At 34.0% G+C, this 26,204-nt stretch carries 27 protein-coding genes, 1 tRNA gene and 2 pseudogenes; 20 read left to right on the top strand and 10 right to left on the bottom strand.

Translation table 11 applies throughout. The annotated features are described in order from the left end of the window. The 4 genes from fabZ (at window position 1) to ffh (ending at window position 6,737) form a co-directional block, all read left to right on the top strand. Complete coding sequence (fabZ, locus tag AAHF52_RS05490; RefSeq protein WP_052265001.1) at window positions 1-432, top strand: 3-hydroxyacyl-ACP dehydratase FabZ; 432 nt, start codon at window positions 1-3, stop codon at window positions 430-432. Window positions 433-477: 45 nt separating this feature from the next. Further along, entirely contained in the window at window positions 478-3,546 is a 3,069-nt protein-coding gene (locus tag AAHF52_RS05485) for a WPE palindromic element domain-containing protein (protein ID WP_052264997.1), read from the top strand. A gap of 303 nt (window positions 3,547-3,849) precedes the next feature. Continuing rightward, window positions 3,850-5,409 carry a proton-conducting transporter membrane subunit gene (locus tag AAHF52_RS05480; protein ID WP_052264998.1) on the top strand — a complete coding sequence of 520 codons (1,560 nt, stop codon included), beginning with the start codon at window positions 3,850-3,852 and terminating at the stop codon, window positions 5,407-5,409. Next, on the top strand, window positions 5,394-6,737 hold the full coding sequence (gene ffh, locus AAHF52_RS05475; RefSeq protein ID WP_342068394.1) for a signal recognition particle protein: 1,344 nt from the start codon (window positions 5,394-5,396) through the stop codon (window positions 6,735-6,737). The genes AAHF52_RS05480 and ffh overlap by 16 nt, the downstream gene beginning before the upstream one ends. 259 nt (window positions 6,738-6,996) lie before the next feature. Here ffh and AAHF52_RS05470 read toward each other — a convergent pair whose 3' ends face one another. Beyond that, entirely contained in the window at window positions 6,997-7,698 is a 702-nt protein-coding gene (locus AAHF52_RS05470; protein WP_010405332.1) for an ABC transporter ATP-binding protein, read from the bottom strand. Further along, the gene (locus AAHF52_RS05465; protein ID WP_264376688.1) at window positions 7,691-8,473 is read right to left on the bottom strand and encodes an MlaE family ABC transporter permease; all 783 of its coding nucleotides are present in this window, start codon (window positions 8,471-8,473) and stop codon (window positions 7,691-7,693) included. The genes AAHF52_RS05470 and AAHF52_RS05465 overlap by 8 nt, the downstream gene beginning before the upstream one ends. A gap of 231 nt (window positions 8,474-8,704) precedes the next feature. Here AAHF52_RS05465 and rpmF point away from each other — a divergent pair, with 231 nt between their 5' ends. The 4 genes from rpmF to AAHF52_RS05445 all read left to right on the top strand — a co-directional run bounded on the left by rpmF (window position 8,705) and on the right by AAHF52_RS05445 (window position 11,098). Further along, complete coding sequence (gene rpmF / locus AAHF52_RS05460; protein ID WP_006014434.1) at window positions 8,705-8,887, top strand: 50S ribosomal protein L32; 183 nt, start codon at window positions 8,705-8,707, stop codon at window positions 8,885-8,887. An 8-nt stretch (window positions 8,888-8,895) separates the two neighbouring features. After that, window positions 8,896-9,933 carry a phosphate acyltransferase PlsX gene (plsX, locus tag AAHF52_RS05455; protein ID WP_006014431.1) on the top strand — a complete coding sequence of 346 codons (1,038 nt, stop codon included), beginning with the start codon at window positions 8,896-8,898 and terminating at the stop codon, window positions 9,931-9,933. Further along, window positions 9,926-10,882, top strand: coding sequence for a beta-ketoacyl-ACP synthase III (locus tag AAHF52_RS05450; RefSeq protein ID WP_213863884.1), 957 nt, complete (start codon window positions 9,926-9,928; stop codon window positions 10,880-10,882). The genes plsX and AAHF52_RS05450 overlap by 8 nt, the downstream gene beginning before the upstream one ends. Window positions 10,883-11,024: 142 nt before the next feature. Further along, window positions 11,025-11,098 (top strand) — tRNA-Arg (locus tag AAHF52_RS05445). A gap of 8 nt (window positions 11,099-11,106) precedes the next feature. Here the strand turns inward: AAHF52_RS05445 and AAHF52_RS05440 are convergent. Both AAHF52_RS05440 and AAHF52_RS05435 read right to left on the bottom strand, forming a co-directional pair. Then, window positions 11,107-12,072: a complex I NDUFA9 subunit family protein gene (locus tag AAHF52_RS05440; RefSeq protein WP_250147213.1), complete on the bottom strand. Its 966-nt coding sequence runs from the start codon at window positions 12,070-12,072 to the stop codon at window positions 11,107-11,109. A gap of 33 nt (window positions 12,073-12,105) precedes the next feature. Then, window positions 12,106-13,482: a UDP-N-acetylmuramoyl-tripeptide--D-alanyl-D-alanine ligase gene (locus AAHF52_RS05435; RefSeq protein WP_342068393.1), complete on the bottom strand. Its 1,377-nt coding sequence runs from the start codon at window positions 13,480-13,482 to the stop codon at window positions 12,106-12,108. 184 nt (window positions 13,483-13,666) lie between these two features. Between AAHF52_RS05435 and AAHF52_RS05430 the strand changes: the two genes are divergently transcribed. The 7 genes from AAHF52_RS05430 to mdh are packed head-to-tail and all read left to right on the top strand — an operon-like array spanning window position 13,667 to window position 17,454. After that, window positions 13,667-14,401: a hypothetical protein gene (locus AAHF52_RS05430; protein WP_254229885.1), complete on the top strand. Its 735-nt coding sequence runs from the start codon at window positions 13,667-13,669 to the stop codon at window positions 14,399-14,401. A gap of 3 nt (window positions 14,402-14,404) precedes the next feature. Then, window positions 14,405-14,689, top strand: a complete 285-nt coding sequence (locus AAHF52_RS05425; protein WP_019236871.1) for a hypothetical protein — start codon at window positions 14,405-14,407, stop codon at window positions 14,687-14,689. A gap of 6 nt (window positions 14,690-14,695) precedes the next feature. Beyond that, the gene (locus tag AAHF52_RS05420) at window positions 14,696-15,064 is read left to right on the top strand and encodes an HIT domain-containing protein (RefSeq protein WP_006014413.1); all 369 of its coding nucleotides are present in this window, start codon (window positions 14,696-14,698) and stop codon (window positions 15,062-15,064) included. Window positions 15,065-15,081: 17 nt separating this feature from the next. Further along, window positions 15,082-15,435: an NADH-quinone oxidoreductase subunit A gene (locus AAHF52_RS05415; RefSeq protein ID WP_064085468.1), complete on the top strand. Its 354-nt coding sequence runs from the start codon at window positions 15,082-15,084 to the stop codon at window positions 15,433-15,435. Continuing rightward, the gene (locus AAHF52_RS05410; RefSeq protein ID WP_007302257.1) at window positions 15,426-15,929 is read left to right on the top strand and encodes a NuoB/complex I 20 kDa subunit family protein; all 504 of its coding nucleotides are present in this window, start codon (window positions 15,426-15,428) and stop codon (window positions 15,927-15,929) included. The genes AAHF52_RS05415 and AAHF52_RS05410 overlap by 10 nt, the downstream gene beginning before the upstream one ends. A 1-nt stretch (window position 15,930) precedes the next feature. After that, entirely contained in the window at window positions 15,931-16,506 is a 576-nt protein-coding gene (locus AAHF52_RS05405; RefSeq protein WP_214249946.1) for an NADH-quinone oxidoreductase subunit C, read from the top strand. A gap of 3 nt (window positions 16,507-16,509) precedes the next feature. Further along, window positions 16,510-17,454 carry a malate dehydrogenase gene (mdh, locus tag AAHF52_RS05400; RefSeq protein ID WP_007302259.1) on the top strand — a complete coding sequence of 315 codons (945 nt, stop codon included), beginning with the start codon at window positions 16,510-16,512 and terminating at the stop codon, window positions 17,452-17,454. A gap of 5 nt (window positions 17,455-17,459) precedes the next feature. Here mdh and AAHF52_RS05395 read toward each other — a convergent pair whose 3' ends face one another. From AAHF52_RS05395 to AAHF52_RS05385, 3 genes are read right to left on the bottom strand one after another with little or no spacing between them, the layout of a single operon-like run. Then, complete coding sequence (locus AAHF52_RS05395) at window positions 17,460-18,248, bottom strand: TatD family hydrolase (RefSeq protein WP_007302260.1); 789 nt, start codon at window positions 18,246-18,248, stop codon at window positions 17,460-17,462. Next, on the bottom strand, window positions 18,238-18,726 hold the full coding sequence (locus AAHF52_RS05390) for an RNA pyrophosphohydrolase (protein WP_007302261.1): 489 nt from the start codon (window positions 18,724-18,726) through the stop codon (window positions 18,238-18,240). Before AAHF52_RS05390 ends, AAHF52_RS05395 begins: the two co-directional genes overlap by 11 nt. Then, window positions 18,719-19,318 carry an AAA family ATPase gene (locus AAHF52_RS05385; protein WP_052264674.1) on the bottom strand — a complete coding sequence of 200 codons (600 nt, stop codon included), beginning with the start codon at window positions 19,316-19,318 and terminating at the stop codon, window positions 18,719-18,721. Before AAHF52_RS05385 ends, AAHF52_RS05390 begins: the two co-directional genes overlap by 8 nt. A 128-nt stretch (window positions 19,319-19,446) precedes the next feature. Between AAHF52_RS05385 and rsfS the strand changes: the two genes are divergently transcribed. Together rsfS and tyrS are read left to right on the top strand one after the other, a co-directional pair. Continuing rightward, window positions 19,447-19,764, top strand: a complete 318-nt coding sequence (gene rsfS, locus AAHF52_RS05380; RefSeq protein ID WP_007302263.1) for a ribosome silencing factor — start codon at window positions 19,447-19,449, stop codon at window positions 19,762-19,764. 228 nt (window positions 19,765-19,992) lie between these two features. Next, window positions 19,993-21,255 (top strand): tyrosine--tRNA ligase, encoded by a 1,263-nt coding sequence (gene tyrS, locus AAHF52_RS05375; protein ID WP_052264675.1) that lies wholly within the window; start codon window positions 19,993-19,995, stop codon window positions 21,253-21,255. 102 nt (window positions 21,256-21,357) lie between these two features. Here the strand turns inward: tyrS and AAHF52_RS05370 are convergent, their stop codons facing one another. Beyond that, the gene (locus AAHF52_RS05370; RefSeq protein ID WP_007302265.1) at window positions 21,358-22,110 is read right to left on the bottom strand and encodes an ankyrin repeat domain-containing protein; all 753 of its coding nucleotides are present in this window, start codon (window positions 22,108-22,110) and stop codon (window positions 21,358-21,360) included. 509 nt (window positions 22,111-22,619) lie between these two features. Here AAHF52_RS05370 and AAHF52_RS05365 point away from each other — a divergent pair. Further along, a pseudogene (locus tag AAHF52_RS05365) lies at window positions 22,620-23,000 on the top strand (IS4 family transposase); the annotation flags it as partial. Between the two features lie 79 nt (window positions 23,001-23,079). Here the strand turns inward: AAHF52_RS05365 and AAHF52_RS05360 are convergent. Next, a complete protein-coding gene (locus AAHF52_RS05360; protein ID WP_007302267.1) occupies window positions 23,080-23,631 on the bottom strand; it encodes a hypothetical protein in 552 nt (183 codons plus the stop codon). 389 nt (window positions 23,632-24,020) lie between these two features. Between AAHF52_RS05360 and AAHF52_RS05355 the strand changes: the two genes are divergently transcribed. After that, window positions 24,021-25,040, top strand: coding sequence for an Mrp/NBP35 family ATP-binding protein (locus AAHF52_RS05355; RefSeq protein WP_019236868.1), 1,020 nt, complete (start codon window positions 24,021-24,023; stop codon window positions 25,038-25,040). Between the two features lie 149 nt (window positions 25,041-25,189). Then, window positions 25,190-25,417 (top strand): annotated as a pseudogene (locus tag AAHF52_RS05350) (IS5/IS1182 family transposase); the annotation flags it as partial. A gap of 200 nt (window positions 25,418-25,617) precedes the next feature. On the opposite strand, the gene AAHF52_RS05345 reads toward AAHF52_RS05350, so the two are convergent. After that, window positions 25,618-26,181 carry a DNA-3-methyladenine glycosylase gene (locus AAHF52_RS05345; RefSeq protein WP_264331007.1) on the bottom strand — a complete coding sequence of 188 codons (564 nt, stop codon included), beginning with the start codon at window positions 26,179-26,181 and terminating at the stop codon, window positions 25,618-25,620. Between the last annotated feature and the right edge of the window lie 23 nt (window positions 26,182-26,204).

Below are 26,204 nucleotides of genomic sequence, written 5' to 3'. Positions count from 1 at the left end.
ATGCAATGTAATATCAGTGATATTATAAAAATACTACCACATTCTTATCCTTTTCTCTTAGTAGATAGGGTTATAGAATGCGAACCTGGTGAAAGTATAAAAGCAATCAAAAATGTGACTTTCAACGAGCAATTTTTTATTGGTCATTTTCCTGGCCATCCGATAATGCCAGGAGTTTTGATAATTGAGTCTTTAGCTCAGGCATCTGCTATATGTGTCCTCGGTAAAGAAACAATAGAAAATAAAGTTGTTTACTTGAGATCCATTGAAAATGCAAAATTCACAAAGCCAGTTACTCCAGGAGACGTATTGATTCTTCAAGCTAATATTCAAAGTGTGCGTTTAGGTCTACACAAATTTGAGTGTGTTGCATATGTTAAGGAAGAAAAAGTTGCAGAAGCAATAATCTCAGCAGCATTAAAAAATAAATAAAATCTTCATTTGTAAGAAACAGTATGTACACTGTATAGTATAAAGATGCAACTGAATTTCAAAATCTCATTTTCAAACTTATACACTCGTAGTGAATTAATAAAGTTAGATAAGGCGTTTTTGGATTACATAAAATCGTGCGATGAAAGCTTGTTTTATTCATTAGTTGAAGCAAGAGAAAAAGCAGCTTCTTCTTCGATGTCATCCCAGTGTTCATCCCAGTGCTTGACACTGGGATCCAGAAAACAAGAAGGATGGATTCCAGCTTGGATGAAAGATGGTTGTAATAGCCAGTTAATAATGGATCTCTCACATTTACTTGATGAATTTATTGCAAAATTTTTCAATATTGAAAAAGAAGTAGAAGAGTTAAAGGAAAAACACAATGACTTTGCTGTAATATACAGATGCAAAAGATTATTTGTTCAGCGTTATGCATTGAAGAAATACACTGATGTAGCAAATATTGATTATGTCACTAACAAATTAAATAGTTTCATTACTTTACCGACAACAGAAAAAAACTTTTCTGAGCAGGTAATGAGTTGGCTTGAAAATAAAGAGGATCACAAAGAAGAAATAGAACTTGCGGCTCAATATGCAGTTTGGAGAGTAAAAAATAAACAGAGTATACTATTTAGCATACATAAGAAAATTGATTACGAAAATCTCGTATCATTCTTGAAAAAAGAAGTAGACGAGGTTGAGGTTCTGTATTCAAATGAGGTGAAAAGAAGATATGGTTTTGATCTAACAAGCAAAAAGGTGAGTTTGAATAAAGCACTAGATAATGCTCACTACTGCATATTTTGTCATAAGCAAAGTAAGGACAGCTGCTCAAAGGGGCTAATCAATGATGACAACACTTTCAAAAAGTCTCCACTTAGAGTTGAGCTGCACGGCTGCCCACTAGAGCAGAAAATATCAGAAATGAATCTGGTAAAAAGCGAAGGATATAGCATAGCAAGTCTTGCAATTGTGATGATAGATAACCCATTATGTGCAGCTACTGGGAATAGAATATGCAATGATTGCATAAACTCATGCATATATCAGAAACAAGAGCCTGTAAATGTGCCAGTGGTTGAAACAAGGATTTTGGACGACGTACTCAATTTGCCGTACGGATTTGAAATATATTCTCTGCTTAGCCGTTGGAATCCTTTAAATTTTCAGCGTCCATTGCCAAAAGAAAATACTGGAAAAAACGTTCTAGTTGTAGGACTTGGTCCTGCGGGTTTTAATTTAGCTCATCATTTATTAAACGATGGGCATAACGTTATCGCCATTGATGGACTAAAGATTGAACCTTTGATCGATAATTTTCAGCTAATTAAAGATTTCAAACACGAAAAATTGAGTGAACGCATGGCAGATGGGTTTGGTGGGGTGGCAGAATATGGCATTACTTCCCGATGGGATAAAAATTACTTAAAGATTATTAGATTACTACTGGAAAGGCGTGAGAATTTCGCACTTTATGGAGGCATTCGTTTTGATGGCACGATTAATGTTGATGATGCCTTCAACTTGGGTTTTGATCACATCGCACTAGCACTTGGCTCTGGCAAGCCACGAATGATCAAAATAAAGAATATGCTGGCTCGCGGAGTGCGCATGGCATCTGATTTTCTGATGTCATTACAACTTACCGGTGCTCTTAAGTTCGACTCCATAGCAAATCTGCAAGTTCGCATGCCGATAGTTGTCATAGGTGCAGGACTCACTGCAATTGATACTGCCACTGAAGCTTTAGCATATTATCCAATTCAAGTAGAAAAATTTCTTCTTCGTTATGAGATATTAGTTGATAAGTATGGAAAGAAATATGTTGAAAAAGATTGGACGGAAGAAGAATATGAAATTGCAAATGAGCTTATATCGCACGCAAAATTGATCCAAGCAGAGCAAGAGTTAGCAAAAAAAGAGAATAGAGAAGCAAAAATATTGGAACTAACTAAGAGCTTCGGGGGAGTGAAAATTATATACAGAAAAGAGCTAAAAGATTCACCGAGCTATCGATTAAATAGCGAAGAGGTGCAAAATGCATTGTCAGAAGGAATCTACTTCATTGAAAACTTAGAGCCTATTGAAATTGTTACAGACAAATATAATCATGCTGAGTTGATAAAACTGATTGATACAAAATCCCACGAAATTAAATGTATCAAAGCACGCTCTATTCTCATAGCAGCAGGCACTGAACCAAACACGGCTATTGCAACAGAAGATAAAAAGCATTTTCAACTAAGTAATGGATATTTTATTCATTTAAACTCATTAGGAAAAGAAATAGATCCAGTATTTTCTCCTAAGATGCAGGATAAAGACAGGATATTGGTATATAAGCAAGACAATAAAACAATTAGCTTTTTTGGTGATCTTCACCCTTCGTATAGCGGCAGCGTCGTGAAAGCTATGGCAAGTGCTAAGAACGGCTACCCTATCATTTCTCAGCTTTTGAATAGAGTTAGCTTCATTTCTCCCACTCCAGCTAGAATCTCGGAGTCATATGCACACTTGTATGAATGTTGTAATGTAAGAGTAACTTTCACCAAAAAAGATGTCATTCCAGTGCCCAGACACTGGGATCCAGAAAACTTAATTTTGAATGAGTACATCAGATGGTTGTATAGTCAGAACTGGATTCCAGTGTCAGCTACTTGCATAACACCACCTACTATGCGAATTACCTACAAATTGCAGCATTTGTACACTAAAGCGTCACGCGCTGGAATAATATCAGAACACCTGGCTAACGAAAAATTTTTTAATAGAATCAAAGAGCAATTCACCGCAAAGATTATAAAAATTCAATATTTAACTGACAAAGTTGTGGAAATAGTGATCAAAGCACCACTTGCGGCAAAAAATTTTAAACCCGGACAATTCTTTAGGTTGCAAAATTTTGCAATCAATAGCAGAAAAGTCAATAATACAACCCTTGCTATGGAAGGTATAGCTGTAACCGGCACTGAAGTAGACAAAAAAAAAGGAATTATTTCCACTATTGTGCTTGAAACTGGCGGTTCCACTAATTTATGTAAATGTTTTAAAGAAGGTGAACAAGTAATTCTTATGGGTCCAACTGGCAGCCCTACTGAGGTTTACTAAGTCTGGATATTAAAGTGATGCCAAATTTTATTTCAAAAAGTAAATAATTTACTAACGCTCGTGCACAAATTAAAAATAAATTATGCACGAGTGTAGCACTGTGAATTAGGAGTGCTATATTAAAGCTTACCTCACTATTAAAGCTATCGGTCAGATTAGATTAAAAACCTAATCTGACCGGTTTCTCTATAACCTTCTAAACCCTGATATAATTATATGGTAATTAGCTTAACTAGTGGTTAATATGCAAATTGATTTTATTTGTATGTTGAGGTAGCATAAACCATACTGTTTTACATCATTGTGCAACTTTATAAATTTTTATTGCTATTTCTGTTGACTACATTAATAGTGATAGTCCTAATATTACCTGAAAATTTAGGTACTACACTGAATTGCTCTCATCCAGTTCTAAATTTTGATTTATCTTTTCGTATCGTACTAATATCTTTTTTATCAGTTGCATTTTTAGCTGTTCTACCAACACAAAATTTGACTTTTTCAGAGATGCTATCTTTTTTTGCTTATACTACCTGCTCACTCTGTGCAATTTTATCCAAGCAGATAATGTTGGTTATAATATTCTTTGAATTAATGACCATCAGTGCATTTTTTATTATCGCAGCTAGCTGTAGAGATAGTGGATCTGCAATAAGGTACGCTTGTGTACACTTTTTGGTTGGAGTTATATTGACAGCAGGATTGGCACTTCAAAGCACTAACCTGATAATTTTGGGTTTATTGATAAACTGCGCTTGTTTTCCTTTTTCGTTTTGGGTTGTTGATGCATATCCTGCTGCATCACTACATGGCACTACATATCTCTCTTTATTTACCACTAAAGTCTCTTTTTTAGTGATGCTTTTACACACTTACACCCTATGGCAAGATTGTACTGAAATATTAGCACTTGTAGGCGCCATCACTGTAATTTACAGCATTATATTTGCTTCTCTTGAGCAAAATATTCGTAGATTTCTATGCTATAATGTTGTAGGACAAATGGGCTTGCTGATTATTGCAGGAGGTTTACTCAGCCCTTCGGAAAAGGCAATACCAATTTTGATGCTACACATAATTTTCTCTCTTGTTTATCAATCATTATTGTTTGTGGTTAGCAATGCGATTATTTCGCGGACAAAAACAATTAGTTTTAATGGAGTGGGTAAATTGATGTCAGTCGAAGGCATGTGTGCTATAATTGCGATATTCACAGTGGCTGCATTTCCTGGAACCGTTGGATTTATTAGCAAATCATACATTACAGCCGAGATTGAAGCAAGTGGTGCTAATTTAGAAGTGTATAAAAATTTATACAAGATTCTAAATTTACTGCTTTATTTAAGCGTGGGGCTCAAGTTTTTCTATTACATATTTATCGCTAAAAGCAAGTCCAAACCTTCAGAAGGGAAAGAAGGTAGAATAACAATGATTATTTTAGCATTCATATGTATAATTGCTGGCAACCCTTACTTGCCTATTTACAATAACCCTTCGATTTTCGATTTTGTGTACAACACAAAAAATATTTTGTCGCAATTTAATTTGTTATTATGTACCACTTTATTGTTTATTCCTTTACGCAAGTTATTTTACCCAAGAATAAATTTTAAAATGGATATTGATTGGATTTTTAGAGCTTTCGTACCCTATATTGTCTTGCTGTTCAATCAATTGGTCTTTAAAGTGAGAGAAATGTCTGCCAACGTACTGCAAAACTTGACTAATTCACTTACTAATTTATACTTTAATAATATTACTAAACTTAAAGAAGTGCTAAGTTATAACTCAGTGAGTTTTGTTTCAGCTTCTTCTCTCTTTTTAATGAGTATTCTACTAATGCTATTATGTTTAAATCGTTAACTGAAAGTTTAAATTCTGTATTTAGTAAACTGAGAGGAAAGTCGATCATTTCTGAAGATGATTTTAATCTTGCCATGCGTGAAATACGTATAGCTTTAATTGAAGCTGACGTTTCACTTGAAGTTGCAAAAAAATTCATCAACGACATTAAAGATAAAGTGATTGGGGAAAAAGTCATAAAAAGTGTTTCTCCAGCACAAATGATAATTAAAATTGTGCAGGATAATTTAGTTGCAGTTCTCGGATCAGAGAAAAGTGACTTAAATCTAGCAGTTAAACCCCCTGCTGTGATTATGATGGTGGGCTTACAAGGTGCAGGTAAAACAACTACCTCAGGAAAGCTTGCTTTCAAGCTAAAAAAGCAAAAGAAAAAAGTGATGCTTGCCTCTTTAGACATTTATAGGCCGGCTGCCCAGAAACAACTTGAGGTGCTAGGTAAACAGATAGACGTACAAACTTTATCTATAGTAATAAATGAGGAGCCTATTGCAATTACAAAAAGGGCACTGGCAGCAGCAAAGAACGATAATTATGATGTATTAATACTAGACACCGCAGGCAGGCTTCATATTGACAATAATATGATGAATGAGTTGAAAGCCGTAAAGGAAATAGCTTCACCTGCAGAAGTTATTTTAGTAGCCGACGCAATGATAGGCCAGGATGCGGTCAACATTGCCAAATCATTCAATGAGGTAATAGGTGTAACCGGCATTATTCTCACCCGTGTTGATGGTGATGCACGTGGTGGTGCTGCTCTTTCTATGAAAATGATCACCGATTGTCCAATTAAATTTATTGCTTGTGGTGAAAAATTAAGTGACCTCGATGATTTTTATCCCGATAGAATTGCAAAAAGGATACTTAGCATGGGTGATGTTGTATCATTGGTTGAAAAAGCTGCTGAGATTGTTGGTCAGGAAAAAATTGATAAGTTACAAAAGAAAGTAAAAAAGGGTAAATTCGATCTAAACGACCTAGTGGGAATGTTAAAAACTCTGAGTAAAATGGATGGCATTAGCAACATAATGAAATTCATCCCTAGTTCATTCACAAAAAAGCTAAGTAGCAGTGTGCCAGACGACAATAAAGTGAAAAAATATATAGCCATCATAAACTCAATGACCGAAAAAGAAAGGCAAAATCCAGATATTTTAAATGGCAAAAGAAGACTTAGAATTTCTAAGGGGTCCGGAACAAGTGTAACTGACGTTAATCTTCTAATTAAGCAGTATAATCAAATGAGCTCTATGGTGAATAAATTCAGTAAAGTTGATCATAATAAACTCAAAGAATCTGATTTAATGGATATGCTGAGCAGAAAATAAATCAGCAGGTAGTAGAATGAAATAAAATCATCAGTTGTAATTGCTGTTGAGTAGTGAAGTAACAAATTCAATAAATTTCCGCAGTTGGAATTGGCATAATAATAAAAATTGATATAAGTTACTTTAGCTATATTTAATGCGTTGTTTTATAGCTAACACACCATACCACCGTGGCACTACACTAGTAACAGAACGACAATTGTCAGTAGCTCAAGTTATGCTAGATGTGGCATTCACAATATCGTTTGTAAACCTATAGCTATATATAATGAATGAATTTTTTTATATATTCGTTATTAGTATTTTGTATTTCTTGGACAGTTCCGTGGTAGATAATATTCCCTTCGTATAATACTGCTATTTTATCAGCTATTTTAAATGCACTATGAATATCATGTGTAATCGTGATAATTGTAGGGTTAAAGTCTTTAGATAATTTTATTATTATCTCGTTTACCATATCTGACATAATTGGGTCCAATCCTGAAGTTGGCTCATCCAATACAATAATTTCTGGATTGTGCGCAATCGCCCTTGCAAGTGCTACTCTTTTTTTCATTCCGCCTGATAGCTCGATTGGAAACATATCTGCTATGCTTTCCTCCAGTCCAACATCATTTAACTTCTCGATTGCTAGCTGTTTTGCCTCCTTTTCGCTGATATTAAAGCGCTTTTTATAATTAAAAGATATATTTTCCCACACTGTAACGTAGTCAAATAAAGCAGAATTTTGAAATAAGACTCCAAATTTATTTTTGCTTTCACTATTTATTTTAATAGACCCTGAGTCTGGTTTTAGCAATCCAATGATTATTTTTGTTAATACAGATTTACCACTTCCTGAGCCGCCAAGTATGACTAATGATTCCCCCTTCGATATATTAAAACTTATGTTGTTTAATATCGTTCTATCATCAAAAGACAAGCTTAGGTTCAATATTGATATTATGGGGCTATACATGTATCAAAGTAATCAAGTAGTTTGCTAAAATGATCAATATGGACGAAAAAACAACAGTTGATGTTGTAGCAACACCTACTCCTCGTGCACCTTCCCTACAATGGTAACCGTAATAACAACTTGAAACAGAAATTATGGCTCCAAAAGCAGTCGCTTTCATTAGCCCAACAATAAAATCGTACATATTAAAGAATTGAGCTGTATATTTTATGTATATATTTAAATTGTGGTTAAATTCAAAGACTGCGGTGACATACCCTCCAAATATTCCTATTAGATCTGCACATACTGTAAGTATTGGAAATACTATAACTGACGCTAGAATTCTTGGTACAATTAAATATTTGAAAGGATTGATGTCCAAAGTTGTAAGTGCATCTATTTGTTCAGTGATGCGCATCGTGCCAATTTCTGCTGCAATTGAGGACCCAACCTTTCCTACCATTATTAAGCTGATCAAAACTGGCCCTAACTCTTTAATGATAGTGATCGTAACAAGTTTAGGTACTACTTGTTCTTGATTAATCAATATACCACTTAAGCTACTCTGTAAAACTATCACTGCTCCTATAAAAACTCCAGTGAGCCCAACAATTGGCAAAGAGAAAAAGCCTATCTCTATAATTTGTCTTGCCACATTGCTAAAATAATATGGAGGAATAAAGCAGTGGTATAGAGATTGAATAAAAAATACAAATGCGTTACCAATCCTCAACAGAAAGTTCATAAAGCATCTACCGATTATTCTAACGCTGTCTATATTAAAGGAACTCACTTTACATTTATCTTAGCTAAAATTAGTTTTACTGATTTTATTAAAATTTTTATTAACTTCGCCAGAGTATAGTCAAGATATGTCTTAAGTTCAATATACTTTGATCAAAATGCTTGAGTTTAAGTTTATAAGACTGAATTGTATAAGAAAACCTTATTTATTTTGCTATTTACTCCTTGTAAAAAACATGCTACTAATAAATTGTGTTATATAATTGAATTGGAGTAAGTTTTGGCAGTTCCGAAGAGAAAAAAGTCAAAGTCAAGGCGTAATATGCATCGTTCTCATCATGCTATTAAGCCTAAGAATATTGTAGTATGTGCAACAACTGGAGAATTCATGTTGCCTCACAACATAGCAGTTGACAATAGTTACAAAGGAAAACGTGTTTTCATTAAACAAAAGGCGGAGTAACTCATGATATGTTACCCACGGTCAACAACAACATAGTTATCGCACTTGATGCTATGGGAGGGGATTTTGCACCTCTTTCCGTAATTCAAGGTGCTAGTTTTTTCTTGGATAATCTTGTTGACCCAGGTGTTGAAGTTTTTTTTCATATTTATGGAGATCAGAAAGAAATATCTCCTTTGCTTTCAAAATACAAAAAAGTAAGCGATAACTCCGAATTTACCCATTGCTCTGATAATGTTCTTCCAAATGATAAACCCTCTTTTGCACTTAGACATCGCAAAGATTCAAGTATGAAGGCAGCTGTTGAAGCAGTGAAAAAAGGTAAAGCTTTTGGGATGGTGTCTTCAGGCAACACTGGAGCATTGATGGCTATCTCCAGATTTATTTTAGGAACATTACCCAATATCTATCGTCCTGCTATTGCATCTGTCTGTCCAACTAAGACAAAAAGCTTTGCATTGCTTGATCTTGGTGCAAATGTTGACTGTAATACTGACTCATTATTTCAATTTGCATTAATGGGGAGTATATTTGCAAAAATAGCATTAAAAGTTGAAAATCCTGAAGTCGCTTTGCTAAACATTGGTACAGAGGAAGTGAAAGGTACTGACTCAGTAAGAGGAGCTTTTGAGTTACTCAAAAATGCTCCAAGTATTAACTTCAAAGGATATATAGAGGCAAGTGAATTTTTAGATGGTAATATAGACGTAATTGTTGCTGATGGTTTTGTTGGTAATGTAATGCTCAAGACAGCTGAGGCAACTGCTGGTACTTTTATCAGTCTAATAAAACAGGAAGTATTTAATTCATGGATGACAAAAATGCTTGTCGGCATATTGTTAAAACCCAAGCTAAATAAAGCATTAGAGCGTTTTAATCCTAAAATTAGAAGTGGAGCTATGTTTTTAGGGCTAAATGGTATCATTATAAAGAGCCACGGAAATTCTGATGCTATTTCTTTTGCTCACGCTATAAAATTTGCAGTAAATGCAATCAGTGAAAATTTGAACCAGAAGATAATTAACGGGGTAAGTCATATTGAATAAAAGTTTCATATTGAGCACTGGTTCTTACCTACCAAAAAAAATTTTGAGTAATAACGAAATTGCATTGATAGTTGAAACAAACGATGAATGGATACGGCAAAGAACAGGAATAGTTCAAAGACATATAGCAGATGAAGGAGAACTAACGTCAGATTTAGCTGTTAATGCAGCAAAAAATGCTATAGAAAAAGCGAAAATTTCAATAGATGAAATTGGTTTGATCATAGTTGCAACAACAACACCTGACAAAACTTTGCCTAGCTGTGCAACGATTGTACAAAGTAAGTTAAAATGTAAAAATGCATTTTCTTTTGATGTACAAGCAGCATGCTCTGGTTTTATATATGCAGTTACAGTTGCTGATTCGCTCATAAAATCTCACAATAGAATAAAATATGCGCTCGTTATTGGTGCTGAAATAATGTCTAGGATTGTTGACTGGGAAGATAGGTCAACTTGTGTACTCTTTGGTGATAGTGCTGGTGCAGTGATAATAAAATCAGAAATGGGTAGCAGCGGCATCATATCAACAAACTTACACTCTGATGGCAATGTGGACATACTATGTACGAACGGAGGGGTATCCTCTACTCGTGATTCTGGAAAGATACTTATGAATGGAAGAGAAGTGTTTAAACATGCAGTGGATAAGTTAACAGCCTCAGTAGAGGAAACTCTGAAATGCAATAATTTGAAAATCATTGATATTGACTGGTTAATTCCCCATCAAGCAAACATTCGTATTATTGAAGCAGTAGTAAAGAAATTAGATTTTCCTATAGAGAAAGTGATTAATACCGTTGATAAGCATGCAAACACCTCAGCAGCATCAATTCCACTGGCCTTAGACTATGCAATACAAGAATCAAAAATAAAATCAGGAAATCTGGTACTGCTGATTTCAATAGGTGCAGGCCTGACCTGGGGTTCTGTGTTACTGCGCTATTAGACTTCCTATTACCCACGCTTCTTTTTTCTCAGTTTTATCGTTACATGCTGTACTGACAAAGTTTTGAGATATTATCACAAACATTATATTCACAAGAAATACTTGACTTCACGTGTACTAAGAAGCATTTTATATATGATGTGTGCCCGTAGCTCAGTTGGATAGAGCAACAGCCTTCTAAGCTGTGGGTCGTAGGTTCGAATCCTACCGGGCACATTCTTCTATCAATGCTTTCTATAAATTTTCAAGTATTCTGGTACCACATTTTCAATTGCTAGTGGTCTAATTTTCATTGTTCCGAGATCATCTGACTTTTCGATTGAACTACTCATCATAACTTTCACCTGATCTCGAGTAAGTATAGGGCTTGCATCTCCGGTTATAGGTTTTAACAGTACAGAAACAACTTTACTTTCTAAGAAAAAGGCTATCAATCTTGCCATTGGAAAAGGTACATTGATCAGTAGACACTTTCTGTTAGTCACATTCAGAATAAACTTTAATAAGCTTTTAAAAGAGTAAACTTTTGGTCCACCTATATTATAAATTTTTTTATCTTGCTTATTAAAGCTGATAATACGGTATACCACTTCAGCTAAGTTTGTTACACATATCGGCTGAAACTTCGTTATTCCACTACCGATTAACGGCAAAAAAGGAAGAATTGTTGCTAATCTTGCAAATTTATTGAAGAAACTATCTTCTTTACCGAATACAAGACTTGGCTTAATTATTATTGCTCCCTGAAATGCTGAAGTTACAGCTTTTTCACCTTCTAATTTACTGTGGGCGTATCTTGACAGCTTACTATTTTCTATTCCCATGGCAGAAAAATGTATCATCATGTATACACTTTTTATTTGCGCAGCTTTTGCTATTCTTTCAGCTACTCTAACATGAACGTCATAGAAATCGTATTTTCTTTTTTCATATAATATTCCTACTAAATTTATAACAACATCACACCCCTCCATACTTTCTAAAATTGATCTTTCATTAAAAAAATCTCCTTCAATTATTGATATTTGTCCTAAATTTCCACATAACTTCAGACAAGCAGCTTTTTCCTGATCACGAGTAAATATTCTTATTAAATACCCCGCCGCTGCCAAGCGTCTTACGATGTGTTTTCCTATAAATCCCGTTCCACCAAAAATAATTATACGTTTTATCACAGTTAAAACTTCCAATAACTTAACTTTAAATTAATACAATAGTTTTATTTAATATTCTATTGTGAATTCCTGCACTATAAGGTCCATTCTCATTCCATGAGAACCTTTAACTAAAATTACATCATTACCTTGAACAATATTAGCTAAATTACTTTTCAATTGGTTAGAATCATCGAAATGCATGCCTTTTATATTCTCCGGTAAAAGTTTATTCAATTCTAACATAAATTTACCAACTGTATGAACTTTATTCACATTTTGTTCTACTATAGAGTCAAGCAATTCTGTATGAAATACTATGCTTTCATTACCAAGTCCTAACATATCGCCAAGTAGTGCCACTTTTCTTAAATTAGAATATGTACCTAAAGTTCTTATTGCAGCCTTCATTGAAGTAGGGTTAGCATTATAGGAGTCGTTAATCAAATGTACTAATTTTCCATTGTATTTAGCTTGATGAACATTACCTCTACCTTCTGTTACAGTAAAATTCTCAAGTGCTAGTGGTAATTTAGATAAATCAAGTTCGAGACTTTGCAAAACTGCTGTAACAACTAATGCAGAGTATGCAAAATGTTCGCCTTTTACAGGTAAATTACAGTTCATAATTTGACCACTGTTCAGTTTGATTTTTAAATTTAGACCGTTATCGTCTCTTATTAGTTCTAACAAACAAACAGTAGCACTTTCATTCTTACCAAAGCTTACTACATTTCTGTTAGCATTTGATAAGAGATAATCATAATGTTCATTATCCTTATTCAAAACCAAAGTACCATTATTTTTCATACCATGTAGAATTTCTAATTTCGCTTGCGCAATATCAAGTAGAGATGAAAAGTTTTCAACATGCGCAGGTTCAATGTTGGTAATAACTGCAATATCCGGATTGCTAATCTTCGATAACTCTTTTATTTCACCAGCTCTACTCATTCCTATTTCAAGGATTAAATACTGGCAGTCTTCTGACGCTTTTAGAATCGTAAAAGGCAATCCTATATTATTATTCAAGTTACCTTCATTTACATGAGATACTCCATAATGCAACAAAACAGTGTTAAGCATATCTTTTGTAGTGGTTTTCCCAACACTACCTGTAATTGTGATAACTTTAGCATTAACAAGAATATTTCTAATGTAATATGATGCCATATTATGCAAAGCTTTTAGAGTATCTTGCACAATAATTAGAGGAAAATTTCTATATTTATCTTCGCTTACTACCGCAGCAACAGCTCCTTTTAAAAATGCTTCATGTAGAAAATCATGCCCATCAAATTTCTTTCCCTTGAGAGCAATAAATAAATCACCTTTTTTTATGCTTCTTGTATCCGTTGAAATATTTGAGCTATACACCGAATTACAAACACCCTCCCCTCTTCCGCCAGTAGCATCTATAATATTATTTGCGTTCCATTTTAACATAATTTATCTTTAAAGGTAATTTGAACAAGAAAAGCAGCAAAAATACTACATACTTTGGTAATGTACAAATAATGATTGCTATTTCTATAATTTCATCTTATAATAGATATACAAGCTTAAATATTTTCGTCTATAATTGAGTGTGTTTTACTATCTGATTGTAGAAAGTGACTTGGAGGTATGTATGGCAAAAGATGAGTCAAATAAAAAGTCTATTTTGGCTAAGATAAAAGGCGTGTTTTTTCTTGTGCCTAAAGCACTTATTTATCCTATAAAGAAACCGTTTGCTTCAATTGATGAAATGAAGCATGATGCTAAAGTTTCATTAAAAAACGCTGTGAGTGATTTACCTAAAGAAGAAGAGAAATATGACCCACCTATAAAAACCACAGAAGCTAGTAAGTACCTCGGCATACAAATAACAAAACAAGAAAAAGGTAAGGTAAGTTTTTTAGCGTCAAGAACTTTAACGGGGGATATACCTTACTTGAGTCCAGAGAAATTAGATGAAATAAGGGAAGATCTGCCCAATATAACTATTTTTAGAGAAGAAAACAAAATTGTAATTGAAGTTGATGTTGAAAAAATTATCCAAGAAATAAAAGATAAAAATCTAGGTATGGATGAAAAAGTAATGAAAAAGTACGCTCTTGAAGGAATTTATAATAAGATTGATTGTGATCTTAAAAATTTGGCAAAAATTACTGGTGGAGAGTTTAAAGTTCACACAGATCGGAAATTGCTGTATGGTATTGCAGAAAAGTTGTATAGTGGATATGATAGTAAAAAGCAGAAGTCACAGGAAGTTGTAAGGCCTATGGATAAAGAAAAGTCATCAGAGAAAATTTTAAATAATTGGCAAAAAGCTATTAAACAAGATTTTGAAAGTTGCGAAAGCATAAGAGGTAGGGGGAAATAAATTATGGAGAGTGTTATGAAAGAAGTTCAAATAGAGGAAAGGTATCATAGCCTAACTGTTCCTGGAGATATGTATCATTTACAACCAGAAGTTATTGCTGCAAGAAGGGCAAATAGAATAGAAACTTTTTCAAAAAGACACCAAATGGACTATGGGTCAATTTTGCGTGGACAAGATATACAGCTAAAAGACGACGTTTCAAGTCTTGAAGATGCTTCTAGCGAAGCAGCAATAAGCCCACCTTCTACACCAAATCATAAGCAAAATAGAAGAGGACCAGGAATTTAATAAAGTATGGGTAGTACAGCTTATGATGACACTAATATCTTTGCTAAGATATTAAGAGGTGAGTTGTCTTATGAGGAAATACATAAAAATGAAAATGTGCTGGCTTTTCGTGATAAGTATCCTGATGCACCAGTTCATATTCTAGTTATACCAAAAGCTCAATACGTTTCATACGATGATTTTGTTCTGAAAGCTTCCGAAGAGGAAATAGTAAGTTTTTTTAAAACTGTTAGAGAAATAGCACATAAATATAACTTAGAAAAAACAGGATATAGATTAGTTACTAATCACGGTAAAGATGGAGAGCAAGTTATACCGCACTTTCACATACATATTTTAGGTGGTAAAAGATTAGGAAAGCATGTAAATTCATAGTGTTATATGTTTTTTAAATGAGTGAATATTTAACCATATTAATTTTTATCTGTGTATCAATTGTAGTATCCTTTACTTTAGGTGTATTACCTATGTTTCTTGCAGTCAGTAACCCAGATGGTGAAAAGCTTTCTACATATGAGTGTGGCTTTAATCCTTTATCAAGAGCCAGAAAAAGTTTCGACATAAAATTTTACTTAGTTGCAATATTGTTCATAATATTCGATTTAGAAATTGCTTTTCTTTTCCCTTGGGCCGTTTCTTTATCTAAAATAAGCTATTGCGGATTTTGGTCTATGATGATATTCCTTGCAATACTTACTATAGGCTTTATTTATGAGTGGTGTAAAGGTGCGTTGGAATGGGAATAAATTTATCTAATGGCGACTGGAATCGTTACAAAAAAGAAGGTTTTCTTATCACTAAATTTGGTGATTTAATAGATTATATAATGAACTGGGCAAGGTCTGGTTCATTGTGGCCAATGACATTTGGTCTTGCATGTTGCGCAGTAGAGATGATGCACACTGCATCCAGTCGTTATGATCTTGATAGATATGGCATAATCTTTCGTGCAAGCCCAAGGCAAGCAGATGTTATGATTGTTGCTGGCACGTTAACTAATAAAATGGCAGCAGCATTGCGTAAAGTTTATGATCAAATGGCAGATCCCAAATACGTCGTTTCTATGGGAAGTTGTGCAAATGGCGGTGGCTATTATCATTATTCTTACTCAGTAGTCCGTGGTTGCGATAGAATTGTGCCAGTTGATGTATATGTTCCTGGATGCCCTCCAACTGCTGAGGCGTTGCTATATGGAATGCTATGTCTACAAAATAAAATAAAACGAACTAAGAATATATAGCATGGATAAAACTGCAAAATACATACAAAAAAAGACTAAATGTGAATGTATTCAGAAAAATGATGGCACTATTGTAATATATTCAGCTTTGAATGACATTGAAAATCACTTACTCTTTCTACGTGATGATGAAAAGTGTAGGCTTGAGTTATTAGTTGACGTTTTTGGAGTTGATTACCCAGATAGAAAAAAACGTTTCGAGCTAATATACAATTTGCTCAGCCTTGTGCACAATATCAGAGTGCACATAAAGCTTCAGTTATGTGAAGGTGATATACCTCTAAGTGCAGCAAAGATATTTAACGCAGCTTCGTGGTTTGAGCGTGAAGTATTTGATATGTATGGAATAGAGTTTTCTAATCACCCAGATTTACGTAGGATTTTAACGGATTATGGATTCAAAGGTCATCCAATGTTAAAAGATTTTCCTCTCACTGGCTACGAGGAAGTAAGATACGATATAGAGGCAAAAAAGGTTGTATATAATCCTATAGACTTACCGCAAGATTTTCGTATGTTTGACAGCTTATCCCCTTGGGAAGGTAGTAAAGCCACAAAAGTAAATATAAAGGAGTAGAAAATGACAGCACAAAGAAAAAAAATATCTTTGATTGGTGCAGGAAATATCGGTGGGACTCTTGCCCATATGATTGCACTAAGAGAGCTAGGAGATGTTATTTTGCTTGATGTAAGCGATGGAATACCACAAGGTAAAGCACTTGACATTACAGAATCATCTCCTATTGATCGATCTAATGTCAATATTACTGGTACAAATAGGTATGAAGATATAAAAAACTCTGACGCAATTATAATAACTGCTGGCATTGCCAGAAAACCTGGAATGAGCAGAGATGACCTTCTGCAAACTAATGCTGCAGTAATGAAAGAGGTTGGGGAAAATATTAAAAAACATTCTCCAAACGCATTTGTAATAGTGGTTACCAATCCTTTAGATGCTATGGTTTCAGTAGTATACAAATCTTCAAGCCTGCCAACTAATATGATTGTTGGTATGGCAGGAGTGCTTGACTCTGCTCGTTTTCGTTATTTTCTTGCAAGTGAGTTAAATATTTCTGTCGAAGATGTATCTGCTTTTGTGCTTGGAGGACATGGTGACACTATGGTACCACTAATCAATTATGCTTCAATTGCTGGCATTCCACTTACCCAAATCATTGAGATGGGTGTGATTACGCGAGGAAAAGTTGATGAAATAGTTGAGCGCACTCGTAATGGTGGAAAAGAAATAGTTGATCTACTTAAATCTGGATCTGCATACTATGCTCCTGCATCTTCAGCCATAAGCATGCTAGAATCATACTTAAAAGATAAAAGGCGTATATTACCATGCGCTGCTTATCTTAATGGTGAATATGGTGTGAAAGACTTATTCATTGGTGTTCCTACTATTATTGGCAAAAATGGAGTTGAGAAAGTTCTAGAAGTTAAAATGAACGATAGTGAACAAGAGATGTTTTATAAATCTGTAAGTGCAGTAAAAGAGCTCTGTCAGCTAAATTAATTGCCCTATAGAATTTCTTTGAGCTCAAGCTTCGAAAACAGTCTAAAAAAATTATTTGTAGTTATTTTTGCTACTTCTTCTGGCGATTCATTCCATAATTTCGCTAAACAATTCACAACGTATTTCACCATTGCTGGTTCATTTTTTTTTCCTCTGTAAGGCTCAGGTGACAGGTAAGGTGCATCAGTTTCAACTAAAACACGCTCACGTGGCACATTTTGTGCAATTTCTCTTAGTAAGTTCGCATTTTTAAAAGTAATAATTCCAGAAAATGAAATGTATAATCCCAAGTCCATAGCCTTATAAGCAAGCTCTTTAGAAGAAGCAAAGCAATGCATTACTCCACTAAAAGCGTCCTTCTTCATTTCTGAATTTAACATATCAATCATCTCACTATCAGCACTTCTAGTGTGAATAACTAAAGGTAATCCTGTTACTTTTGCCGCTTCTATGTGTGATGCAAAACTTTTTTTTTGATTGCTTTTGTTATCAGATTTATAAAAATCTAATCCGGTTTCACCGATACTAATTACCTTTTTGCCCTTAGTAAATTCAATCAATTCATCAGCATTTATACACTCACCTTTTTCCACAGTAGTATCAAGCGGATGTATACCAACGGAGCAGTAGACTTGATCATAGGATGAAGAGATTTTTAATAATTTAGGGATATCATTAATGCTTATACATATGTTATGCAAAATTCTCACACCATTTTGCTCTGCTCTTGAAATTACCTTTGGTATTTCATCATCAGAAAAATAAATTAGATGACAATGAGAATCAACTATCATAAATAGATCCTTTTATGATAGAAGAAAACTCTTCTATCACTTTTTTATAAACTTCTTTTTTGAACGGTATAGCACTGGCTACCAAATCATCCACATTTTGCCAACGCCACTCTTTGAACTCTGGATGATCAGTATAGTTAATATTAATATCCTTATCCTTCCCACAAAATTTCATTAAGAACCACCTTTGCTTTTGGCCAGAATATCTCCCATTCCAGCATATCGGTATAACTTCCTCGGGTAAGTTGTAATATATCCACTCTTTATTTTGAGCCACAACTTCTGCTTCATCAGTACCAACTTCCTCCAATAGCTCACGTAGCGCTGCCTGCTCTAGCTCTTCACCTTCATCAACTCCTCCTTGTGGCATCTGCCAATAAGAGTCACTATCAAAACGTTTTCCAATAAAAATATTTCCCTGTTTGTTAAATAACATTATGCCAACACAAGGGCGATACTCTTTCTCCTCACTAATCACAAATACTCTCTGTTGCTAAATTATCTATCATAGAAGTTCCAACTACTTTTTTACTATTCATTTTTTCAACAATTTTTTTTGCAACTTCTTTTGCGCTTAAGTTTGAGCTATCAATTTCAAGTGAACCTTGAGGGACAAATAGTTTCTTTCCTTTAATTCTTCTCATAGCAAAATCTGAATCAGTAATTTTTCTCTCCTGCTCTCTTTCCTTTAATTGAACGCGCTTTACTAGTTCTCCACTATTACAATATAACACCACAGGGAGAATCTCCACGTTCATTTTTTTACTTAAATTCACCACTGAGTTGTATACTTTTTGATCATAGGAATCACCTTTTATCAATTCGTTTGTAAATATATAATGCTTTGATTCTATATGGTATTTTTCCAATATTGCTAACATATTCTCTCTAATCACAAAAATTTTTTCCCATATTTCACTTGTAACCTCAGCATTTCTGAAGTCAATCATATCAAATATAATATTATTAAACAGGTTATTGTCTACTATCACCCCATCAATAATATTACACAGCTCTTTTGCAATCGTAAGTTTGCCACTACCCGGAAATCCGATTAAGTAAATGATCATACCATCAGAAAACTATCATATATTACAAATATATGTATTATAAACGTTACACTAGAAACATATCAAAAATAGTTCATATTCAGAAATTTTGAGTGTATCATTACAGATAAATTATATAATTTAGAATAATGAATGGTGATACAGAATCAATAAAAAATACAATTGTAGATGTAATAGATCAAAACAAAGGTCAAGATATAGTTACTTTTGATGTACAGAATAAAACTGTCATTGCAAAATATATGATCATTGCATCCGGTGATTCGAGCCGCCATGTAAAAGCATTAGCTGAGCACGTGATGAAAAATCTCAAGCAATATGATAAAATAGATGTAGAAGGTATGGATGAAGGTAACTGGGTGATTGTGAATTTTCAAGGTATAATGGTTCACCTATTCAGGCCAGAAGTAAGAGAATATTATAAGATAGAAGAGTTATGGAATTGATTATCCAGGTAGCTGGTATACACTTTCAAATGTTGTAATTTTGAAGGCAACCCTTATGAAGTTGGTGGTGTCATTCCAGTGCTTGACGCTGGAATCTAGAAAACTTAATCATAAACGAGCACACTATACAACATTTTTGATGAAATTTCATAATAAACTGGATTCCAGCGTCAAGCACTGGAATGACACCATCGTTAACAACACCGTTTACACACAAAATAACATATTATGAAACATAAATCCGAGTTTTTAAACTTCATTCAAGAAAGAGGATACCTATATCAATGTACAAACATTGATAGGTTAGACCAGCTATTATCACAAGATAATTATATAATTGCATACATTGGGTTTGATTGTACGGCACCAAGTTTGCATATTGGCAGTCTCATTCAAATCATGATGCTCCGTCACCTACAAAAATTCGGTTATAAGCCAATAGTTCTACTTGGAGGTGGCACAACAAAAATTGGTGACCCATCTGGTAAAGACAAAGCAAGAAGCGTCTTGCCGATAGAAGATATCAATCAAAATATACTTGGTATAAAGAAAACCCTCGAGAAGATGATATCTTTCGATTATGGAAAAACTGGTGCAATCATAGTAAACAACGCAGATTGGTTAGATAACATAAAATATATAGACTTTTTGCGTGATATAGGGACACATTTTTCTGTAAATCGCATGTTAGGCTTTGATAGTGTGAAAATTAGGCTAGATAGGGAGCAAAATCTAAGCTTTCTCGAGTTTAATTACATGTTGTTACAAGCCTATGATTTTGTCGAGTTGAATAAAAAGTATGGCTGTCGTTTCCAGATTGGAGGGTCAGACCAATGGGGAAATATAGTAAACGGAATTGAACTTAGCAAAAAGTTAAATTTACCTGAGCTGTTTGGTCTTACCACACCTCTTTTATTAAACGCACAAGGAAAAAAGATGGGCAAAACTGAAAGTGGGGCAGTATGGCTTGATGGCAGCATGCTAAATTCTTATGATTACTGGCAATATTTTCGCAATGTTGATGATCAAGATGTTGGTCGTTTCTTGAGACTTTTCACTGATTTACCAACTGATGAAATTAAAAAACTAGAGTCCTTGAAGGATCAAGAAACAAACGAAGCAAAAAAGGTTTTGGCAACAGAAGTGACGAAAATATGTCACGGTTGCAAAGAAGCCGAACTTGCACGATCTGCTGCAATCTCTGCTTTTGAAAATGAAGACAGTTCATTGCTTTCTGGTTACACTATTACAAAAGAACAAATTGCAAATGGTATACCCTTGATAGACCTGCTGTATGACACCGGTTTTGAACCTTCAAAAGGTGCGGCAAAGCGTTTAATACAAGGCAATGGATGCAAAGTTAATGATAATACTATAAACGATGTTAACTATACAATAAACTCTGAAAGCTTTAAAGGTCAGCCATTTATAAAATTATCTGCAGGAAAGAAACGACATATTAAAATTTTAGTGAGTGAAGTAAGAAAGTAAATTTGTCTCTGTTCAGCAGAATAGCAAAATAAGGTAGCCAAGAAAAGACAATTATAGGAACAAATGGATATCATTAAAGCAGCTGACACTGTGGCAGAATCGCTAGGCAACCCTACTATCGCTAGCAGTTTCTTGCTGTCGATTTGCTGAGATTGGTTTATCAACTTGAGTGTCAGGCTTTGACAATTTATATATAGCATTGCCAACTATTAATGCTGTTGCTGTAATTGCAACTACTGCTATAACTATAGGTATTAACTCAGCTGTAATTGCTCCGGCTGTAAAAAGTGCTATAGATATAGCAGTACCTAATAATGCAGTTACTCCACCGGCAATCCACCCTTTCTTAATTGCTGGACAATTAAGATAGTATAAAGGAGTCTCTCCCCACATATCTACTGCATTAACATTGACACCTCTTTCTACAAGAGCATCTATTATGGCCATACTGCGAAATAAAGCAGCATAGTGTAAAGGAGTCCTTCTCCATATATTTATTGCATTAACATCTGCACCTTTTTCTATGAGAGCGTTTGCTATGTTTATACTATCAAGATAAGTAGTATTATGTAAAGGAGTATCTCCTTTTACATCTTTTTCATTAACATTTGCCCTTTTTTCCATGAGAGCCTTCGCTATATTTTCTAGGTTAAAGGAAGCCACCAAGTGCAAAAGAGTCGCTTTTTCACCATCTTTAAACACATAATTTATATCAAAGCCAGACTTTTCCCACTCTTCATATTCCTTTGAATATCTTTTCAGCTCATTTTGTATTTTTTCAATTACGTTATCTTTGCTTAAATCTTTGTCAACATTAACTAAACTCAATAATTCGTGCCAATTTGAAATTTCCATTGCTATAACCTTACCTTTAATTTTCAATAATGTATTTAATTATATGATAAGAAGTCAATTTAAATAAATTACACATACATGGAACTTATCAGATAAATATATAATATGAACTAGATTCCAGCGGGCTTTGTTGCATCACTATCTATGAAAGGCTAACTATACAAGCAGCTTATTGAAAATCTTATTTTTTGCAATCTATCTGATTAAATTTAAGAATAGTAATTTATTGTTTGTACTAGTAAATTTAATTCTACTTAAAATAGCTAAAGCATTGAAATTCTTGAATTCTAGCTAGATTAGTGAATGATAGTAAAACTTCTTTTACTTAAATTTAGATATTTACTGATTGTCCTTACTATAAATGCTAGAATAATAAGCTACTGATATTCTACATTTTATCTTTTATTCATCGTAGATAGCGATGCAACAAAGCCCAATAGCGTCAACTTAAGAAAAGATGTTAAGGAATAAAATACTGTAAAAAATAGGACCTTTGGTTTCTATTTTATTTCAATAAAGAAGATATCAGTAAAGCTTATCTATTAAGTGTCACATAGAGGAGTGCTATAAACGACTCAAAGTAGAAGCAGAATTAGAGAATTTTTCTGGGATAAATTTAGAAACAAGAATTTTGTGCAAACTTGGTCATGTGCAATACTTCATATGTGTAATGCACAAGAGCCTTGGAACCCAGATCAAATTGCTGAGTATCGTTTAAATTTTTCAGTTTTATTTGGTGTAATGAGACAGAAACTTTATCAGGTGCTTATTAGCACCAAAAAACTTTCAAGCCCTTTTTAAAATACGCACTAAAGTTAACGTGAAGATTGTATAGCCGCAATAAAGTAGATAAGCCTAAACGCCATAATGTCTTTAGGAGAGCTTGCTAATTCATTCTCTTAAGTTAACGCCATTGCCTGAACAGATACATAAAAAAGTAGTACTTGCAAGAAAGAGTTACTTAAGAAATTAATTAACTTTGCTATTTTCTCTAACATACCTAGAAGAAATAGATACATTATCTAATGCAGTCCTAATACTAGCATTGTTCTCATTAACAACTACAGCTAGCTCACAAGCATTCAAAGTATATCTACCATATGGAAACAGTACAGTACTTACTTCAGTAAATGCATCTTGTAGCATGCTACTATTTTTAGCTCGTATTAAAGTAGAATTGACACATTCATTATTACCTTTATATATAGCAAAGGCAAATGGTTTAATGACATACGTCACGCCTGGAAACTGCACAATATCTTTAGAAGTAAGGATATTTCGTAGTGTATCACTATTTTGAACTCGTATTAAAATAGAATTGATACATTCGTTATTGCCTTTATATATAGCAAAGTTAAGTGGCGTTAAAGTACACGCTATAATACTTAAATACTGTACAATATTTCTAGAAGAAAGAATATCTTGTAATATACCATTTTCTTGGGCTGTTGTTAAAATAACATTAATATACCTTCCCTTATTATGATGTATGGCAAAGCCAAGCGATGTTAAGGTGTACATCAAACCATTTTGATAGTTTATAATATTTGGAGCAGTAAGAATATCTTGTAGTATACCATTGTTTTGAGCTTGTTCTAAATAGAATTAACACATTCATTATTGTCTCTATGTATAGCTAGGCTAAGTAGTGTTAAAGTGCGTTCCCCACCTCTTGGAAATTGTGTAGTATATCAAGTGATAAGAACTTTAGTAAATCATTTCCTGAAACTGCTTCCAAGATATCGCTGATGCTCCTTCCATTCCATATAGATCTTTTTAGCTAAAAATACAAATCTTTTTGTTTTCGTGTTAAATTTTGATGATTTAGCATATTCTTGTAACCTCGTTTTAAAGTCAGTGCAGTTTAATTATTCTATGTTAGTATACACCAATAGAAAAAATTTCATCATATGTTCTGGAAAAATTTTACACAGGTTAATGAGGAAATCGTAAGAGAGAGCCTAAAAAAGGTTATAGAGAAGAAAAGTGGTAAGAATGTTGGTGTAGTATCCTCAATTGTTATTAAGGGTAAAGATGTTGCTTTTGCTCTTGAAGTTACTGAGCCAAATGAAGAATTAAGAAAAAATTGTGAGCAAGCTGTTAAGGCGATACCGGGAGTAGGAAAGGTTACTGTAGTTGCTACTGGTCAAAAACAAGCTAGGCAACAAAAAGCTAAACTTCATATCGAAGGAGTGAAAAATATAATTGTCGTTGCTTCTGGTAAAGGAGGTGTGGGTAAGTCGACAGTTGCACTAAATCTAGCTCTTTCGTTAGCAGAATTAAAACATAAAGTTGCGCTAGTTGATGCAGATATATATGGTCCTTCGATTCCTAAAATGTTGGGCACTGAGAAATTAAAACCAGAAATACAGAGTGGTAAAGCAATGCCTATAGAGAAACATGGTCTCTATACTATTTCAATTGGCTATTTTATTGATAAGGACCGCGCAGTAATATGGCGTGGACCTATGATCACAAAAGCACTTTACAATTTGCTAATGGGAACAAGGTGGTCTGATATAGAATATTTAATCATTGATACACCGCCTGGCACTGGCGATGTACATTTAAGTCTGATGGAGAATTTTAGTTTAACTGGAGCAATAATAGTTTCAACTCCACAGGAGCTTGCTTTAATCGATGCACAAAAAATTTATGATATGTTCACAAAGCTCAGCGTGCCAATTATCGGCATTGTGGAAAATATGAGCTATTTTGTTCAAGATAATTCAAAAATACACATATTTGGAAAAGGTGGTGCAAAAAAAATGTCTGAAGAGCTGGGAGTCAAACTCTTGAGCAGAGTTCCTCTAGATCCGCAAATATGTAGTGCTTCTGATTGTGGAAATCCTTCAATACTAAGTGAGGATTTAGTAAGGATTTATGAAGGCATTGCTAAAGATGTTAGGTCTTTTGTATGCAGTCTATAAAGTTTTTTTAAACTACTTTTAAAATAGGTAGAATGTAATTTTAGGTGAATAAAATATTTCAAATGGCAGCAGCTACCTCGTATCTGAACAGACAATAGACTTCTTGGATAACTTAAGAAACAAGTAGTAGAAGCAATATTAGGGAAGGTATAAATTTTGAGCAGATAAGTAAACTTGATGAAGAGAAGCTTCGAAGACTAAGAGGAGTAAAAAGAAAAACATTGGAAAAATAATAGAAATTTTAATAGAGGAAGAGGCCAAGAAAAAGGCAAGAGGAGGAAAACCAAATATATTTATTAATAGCACTCGAATATTTGTGTAAATACCGTACATATTTCCATATAGTGCAAAGCTATGGAATAAGTGAAAGTTCTTGCTAACGGCTGAATAGAAGATGCATTGATAAAACATCCAGATTTCAGGAAGATAAAGAGCTATTAAAGTTAAATAGGAGTATGCAAAAGTTTTATAAAAAGGGAATGTTTAACTCCCCCATAGAAGATCAAAAAATATCCTTAGGTTATCCAAGAAGTCTATTGTTGGTAAACATAAAAGGCTATTTGCCTTTTTATCTAGTTTATGCAGGAGATCTATATTTATTGTTGAGTGTGATTTTAGGCATTTCTGCTAAAACGCAACTTTTAAATCGCCAAAATTTCTCCTTGCCTTTACTAATTCCGATTCTTGGAGTGCACACATAATCTGGTTTGAGGTGATATTCATAGAGACAAAATTCATGACTTATAGTAAGGTCTTGTTTATTATGTTCTTTTGTAATGTTTAATTTTTTGCACAGTATGCCTGGCCCGCCTAAATTTGCTTCAAGCGGTTCAGTGAGCTTTAATCCTCGTATTAACACTGCTGCTGGGAATCCTTCTGCTTCTGTTACAATATTTAGACAATAGTACATTCCATATATAAAATATACGTACGAAAACCCTGGCGTACCAAACATTACTGAGGTTCGATTAGTATAGCCTCTTGCTGCATGACAAGCTGGATCATCCATTCCTATATACGCTTCAACTTCAGTTATTATTCCACTAAAATTAGAAAATTTCAGCATCTTCCCTAGCAGCTCCCCAGCTACGGTTAAAGTTGGCCGTTCATAGAAATTTCTTGGTAATATTGTGTTATTCATCATAGAAGTACAAGTTACTTACA

The sequence above is a fragment of the Wolbachia endosymbiont (group B) of Melanargia galathea genome, from assembly GCF_964030625.1.
Taxonomy (GTDB): domain Bacteria; phylum Pseudomonadota; class Alphaproteobacteria; order Rickettsiales; family Anaplasmataceae; genus Wolbachia.
The sequence above is the reverse complement of the archived record's forward strand: the minus strand, read 5'-3'. Positions and strand labels throughout refer to the sequence as shown.

Coding starts and splice junctions, on each gene's coding strand:
- AAHF52_RS05435 (WP_342068393.1), bottom strand. CDS start 13,482: ATGTTAAAATGGAACGCAAATAATATTATAGATGCTACTGGCGGAAGA.
- plsX (WP_006014431.1), top strand. CDS start 8,896: ATGTTACCCACGGTCAACAACAACATAGTTATCGCACTTGATGCTATG.
- AAHF52_RS05430 (WP_254229885.1), top strand. CDS start 13,667: ATGGCAAAAGATGAGTCAAATAAAAAGTCTATTTTGGCTAAGATAAAA.
- rsfS (WP_007302263.1), top strand. CDS start 19,447: ATGAATGGTGATACAGAATCAATAAAAAATACAATTGTAGATGTAATA.
- AAHF52_RS05415 (WP_064085468.1), top strand. CDS start 15,082: ATGAGTGAATATTTAACCATATTAATTTTTATCTGTGTATCAATTGTA.
- AAHF52_RS05425 (WP_019236871.1), top strand. CDS start 14,405: ATGGAGAGTGTTATGAAAGAAGTTCAAATAGAGGAAAGGTATCATAGC.
- AAHF52_RS05410 (WP_007302257.1), top strand. CDS start 15,426: ATGGGAATAAATTTATCTAATGGCGACTGGAATCGTTACAAAAAAGAA.
- AAHF52_RS05385 (WP_052264674.1), bottom strand. CDS start 19,318: ATGATCATTTACTTAATCGGATTTCCGGGTAGTGGCAAACTTACGATT.
- AAHF52_RS05355 (WP_019236868.1), top strand. CDS start 24,021: ATGTTCTGGAAAAATTTTACACAGGTTAATGAGGAAATCGTAAGAGAG.
- AAHF52_RS05360 (WP_007302267.1), bottom strand. CDS start 23,631: ATGTACACCTTAACATCGCTTGGCTTTGCCATACATCATAATAAGGGA.
- AAHF52_RS05420 (WP_006014413.1), top strand. CDS start 14,696: ATGGGTAGTACAGCTTATGATGACACTAATATCTTTGCTAAGATATTA.
- AAHF52_RS05470 (WP_010405332.1), bottom strand. CDS start 7,698: ATGTATAGCCCCATAATATCAATATTGAACCTAAGCTTGTCTTTTGAT.
- AAHF52_RS05405 (WP_214249946.1), top strand. CDS start 15,931: ATGGATAAAACTGCAAAATACATACAAAAAAAGACTAAATGTGAATGT.
- fabZ (WP_052265001.1), top strand. CDS start 1: ATGCAATGTAATATCAGTGATATTATAAAAATACTACCACATTCTTAT.
- ffh (WP_342068394.1), top strand. CDS start 5,394: ATGTTTAAATCGTTAACTGAAAGTTTAAATTCTGTATTTAGTAAACTG.
- AAHF52_RS05485 (WP_052264997.1), top strand. CDS start 478: ATGCAACTGAATTTCAAAATCTCATTTTCAAACTTATACACTCGTAGT.
- mdh (WP_007302259.1), top strand. CDS start 16,510: ATGACAGCACAAAGAAAAAAAATATCTTTGATTGGTGCAGGAAATATC.
- AAHF52_RS05370 (WP_007302265.1), bottom strand. CDS start 22,110: ATGGAAATTTCAAATTGGCACGAATTATTGAGTTTAGTTAATGTTGAC.
- tyrS (WP_052264675.1), top strand. CDS start 19,993: ATGAAACATAAATCCGAGTTTTTAAACTTCATTCAAGAAAGAGGATAC.
- AAHF52_RS05345 (WP_264331007.1), bottom strand. CDS start 26,181: ATGAATAACACAATATTACCAAGAAATTTCTATGAACGGCCAACTTTA.
- AAHF52_RS05395 (WP_007302260.1), bottom strand. CDS start 18,248: ATGATAGTTGATTCTCATTGTCATCTAATTTATTTTTCTGATGATGAA.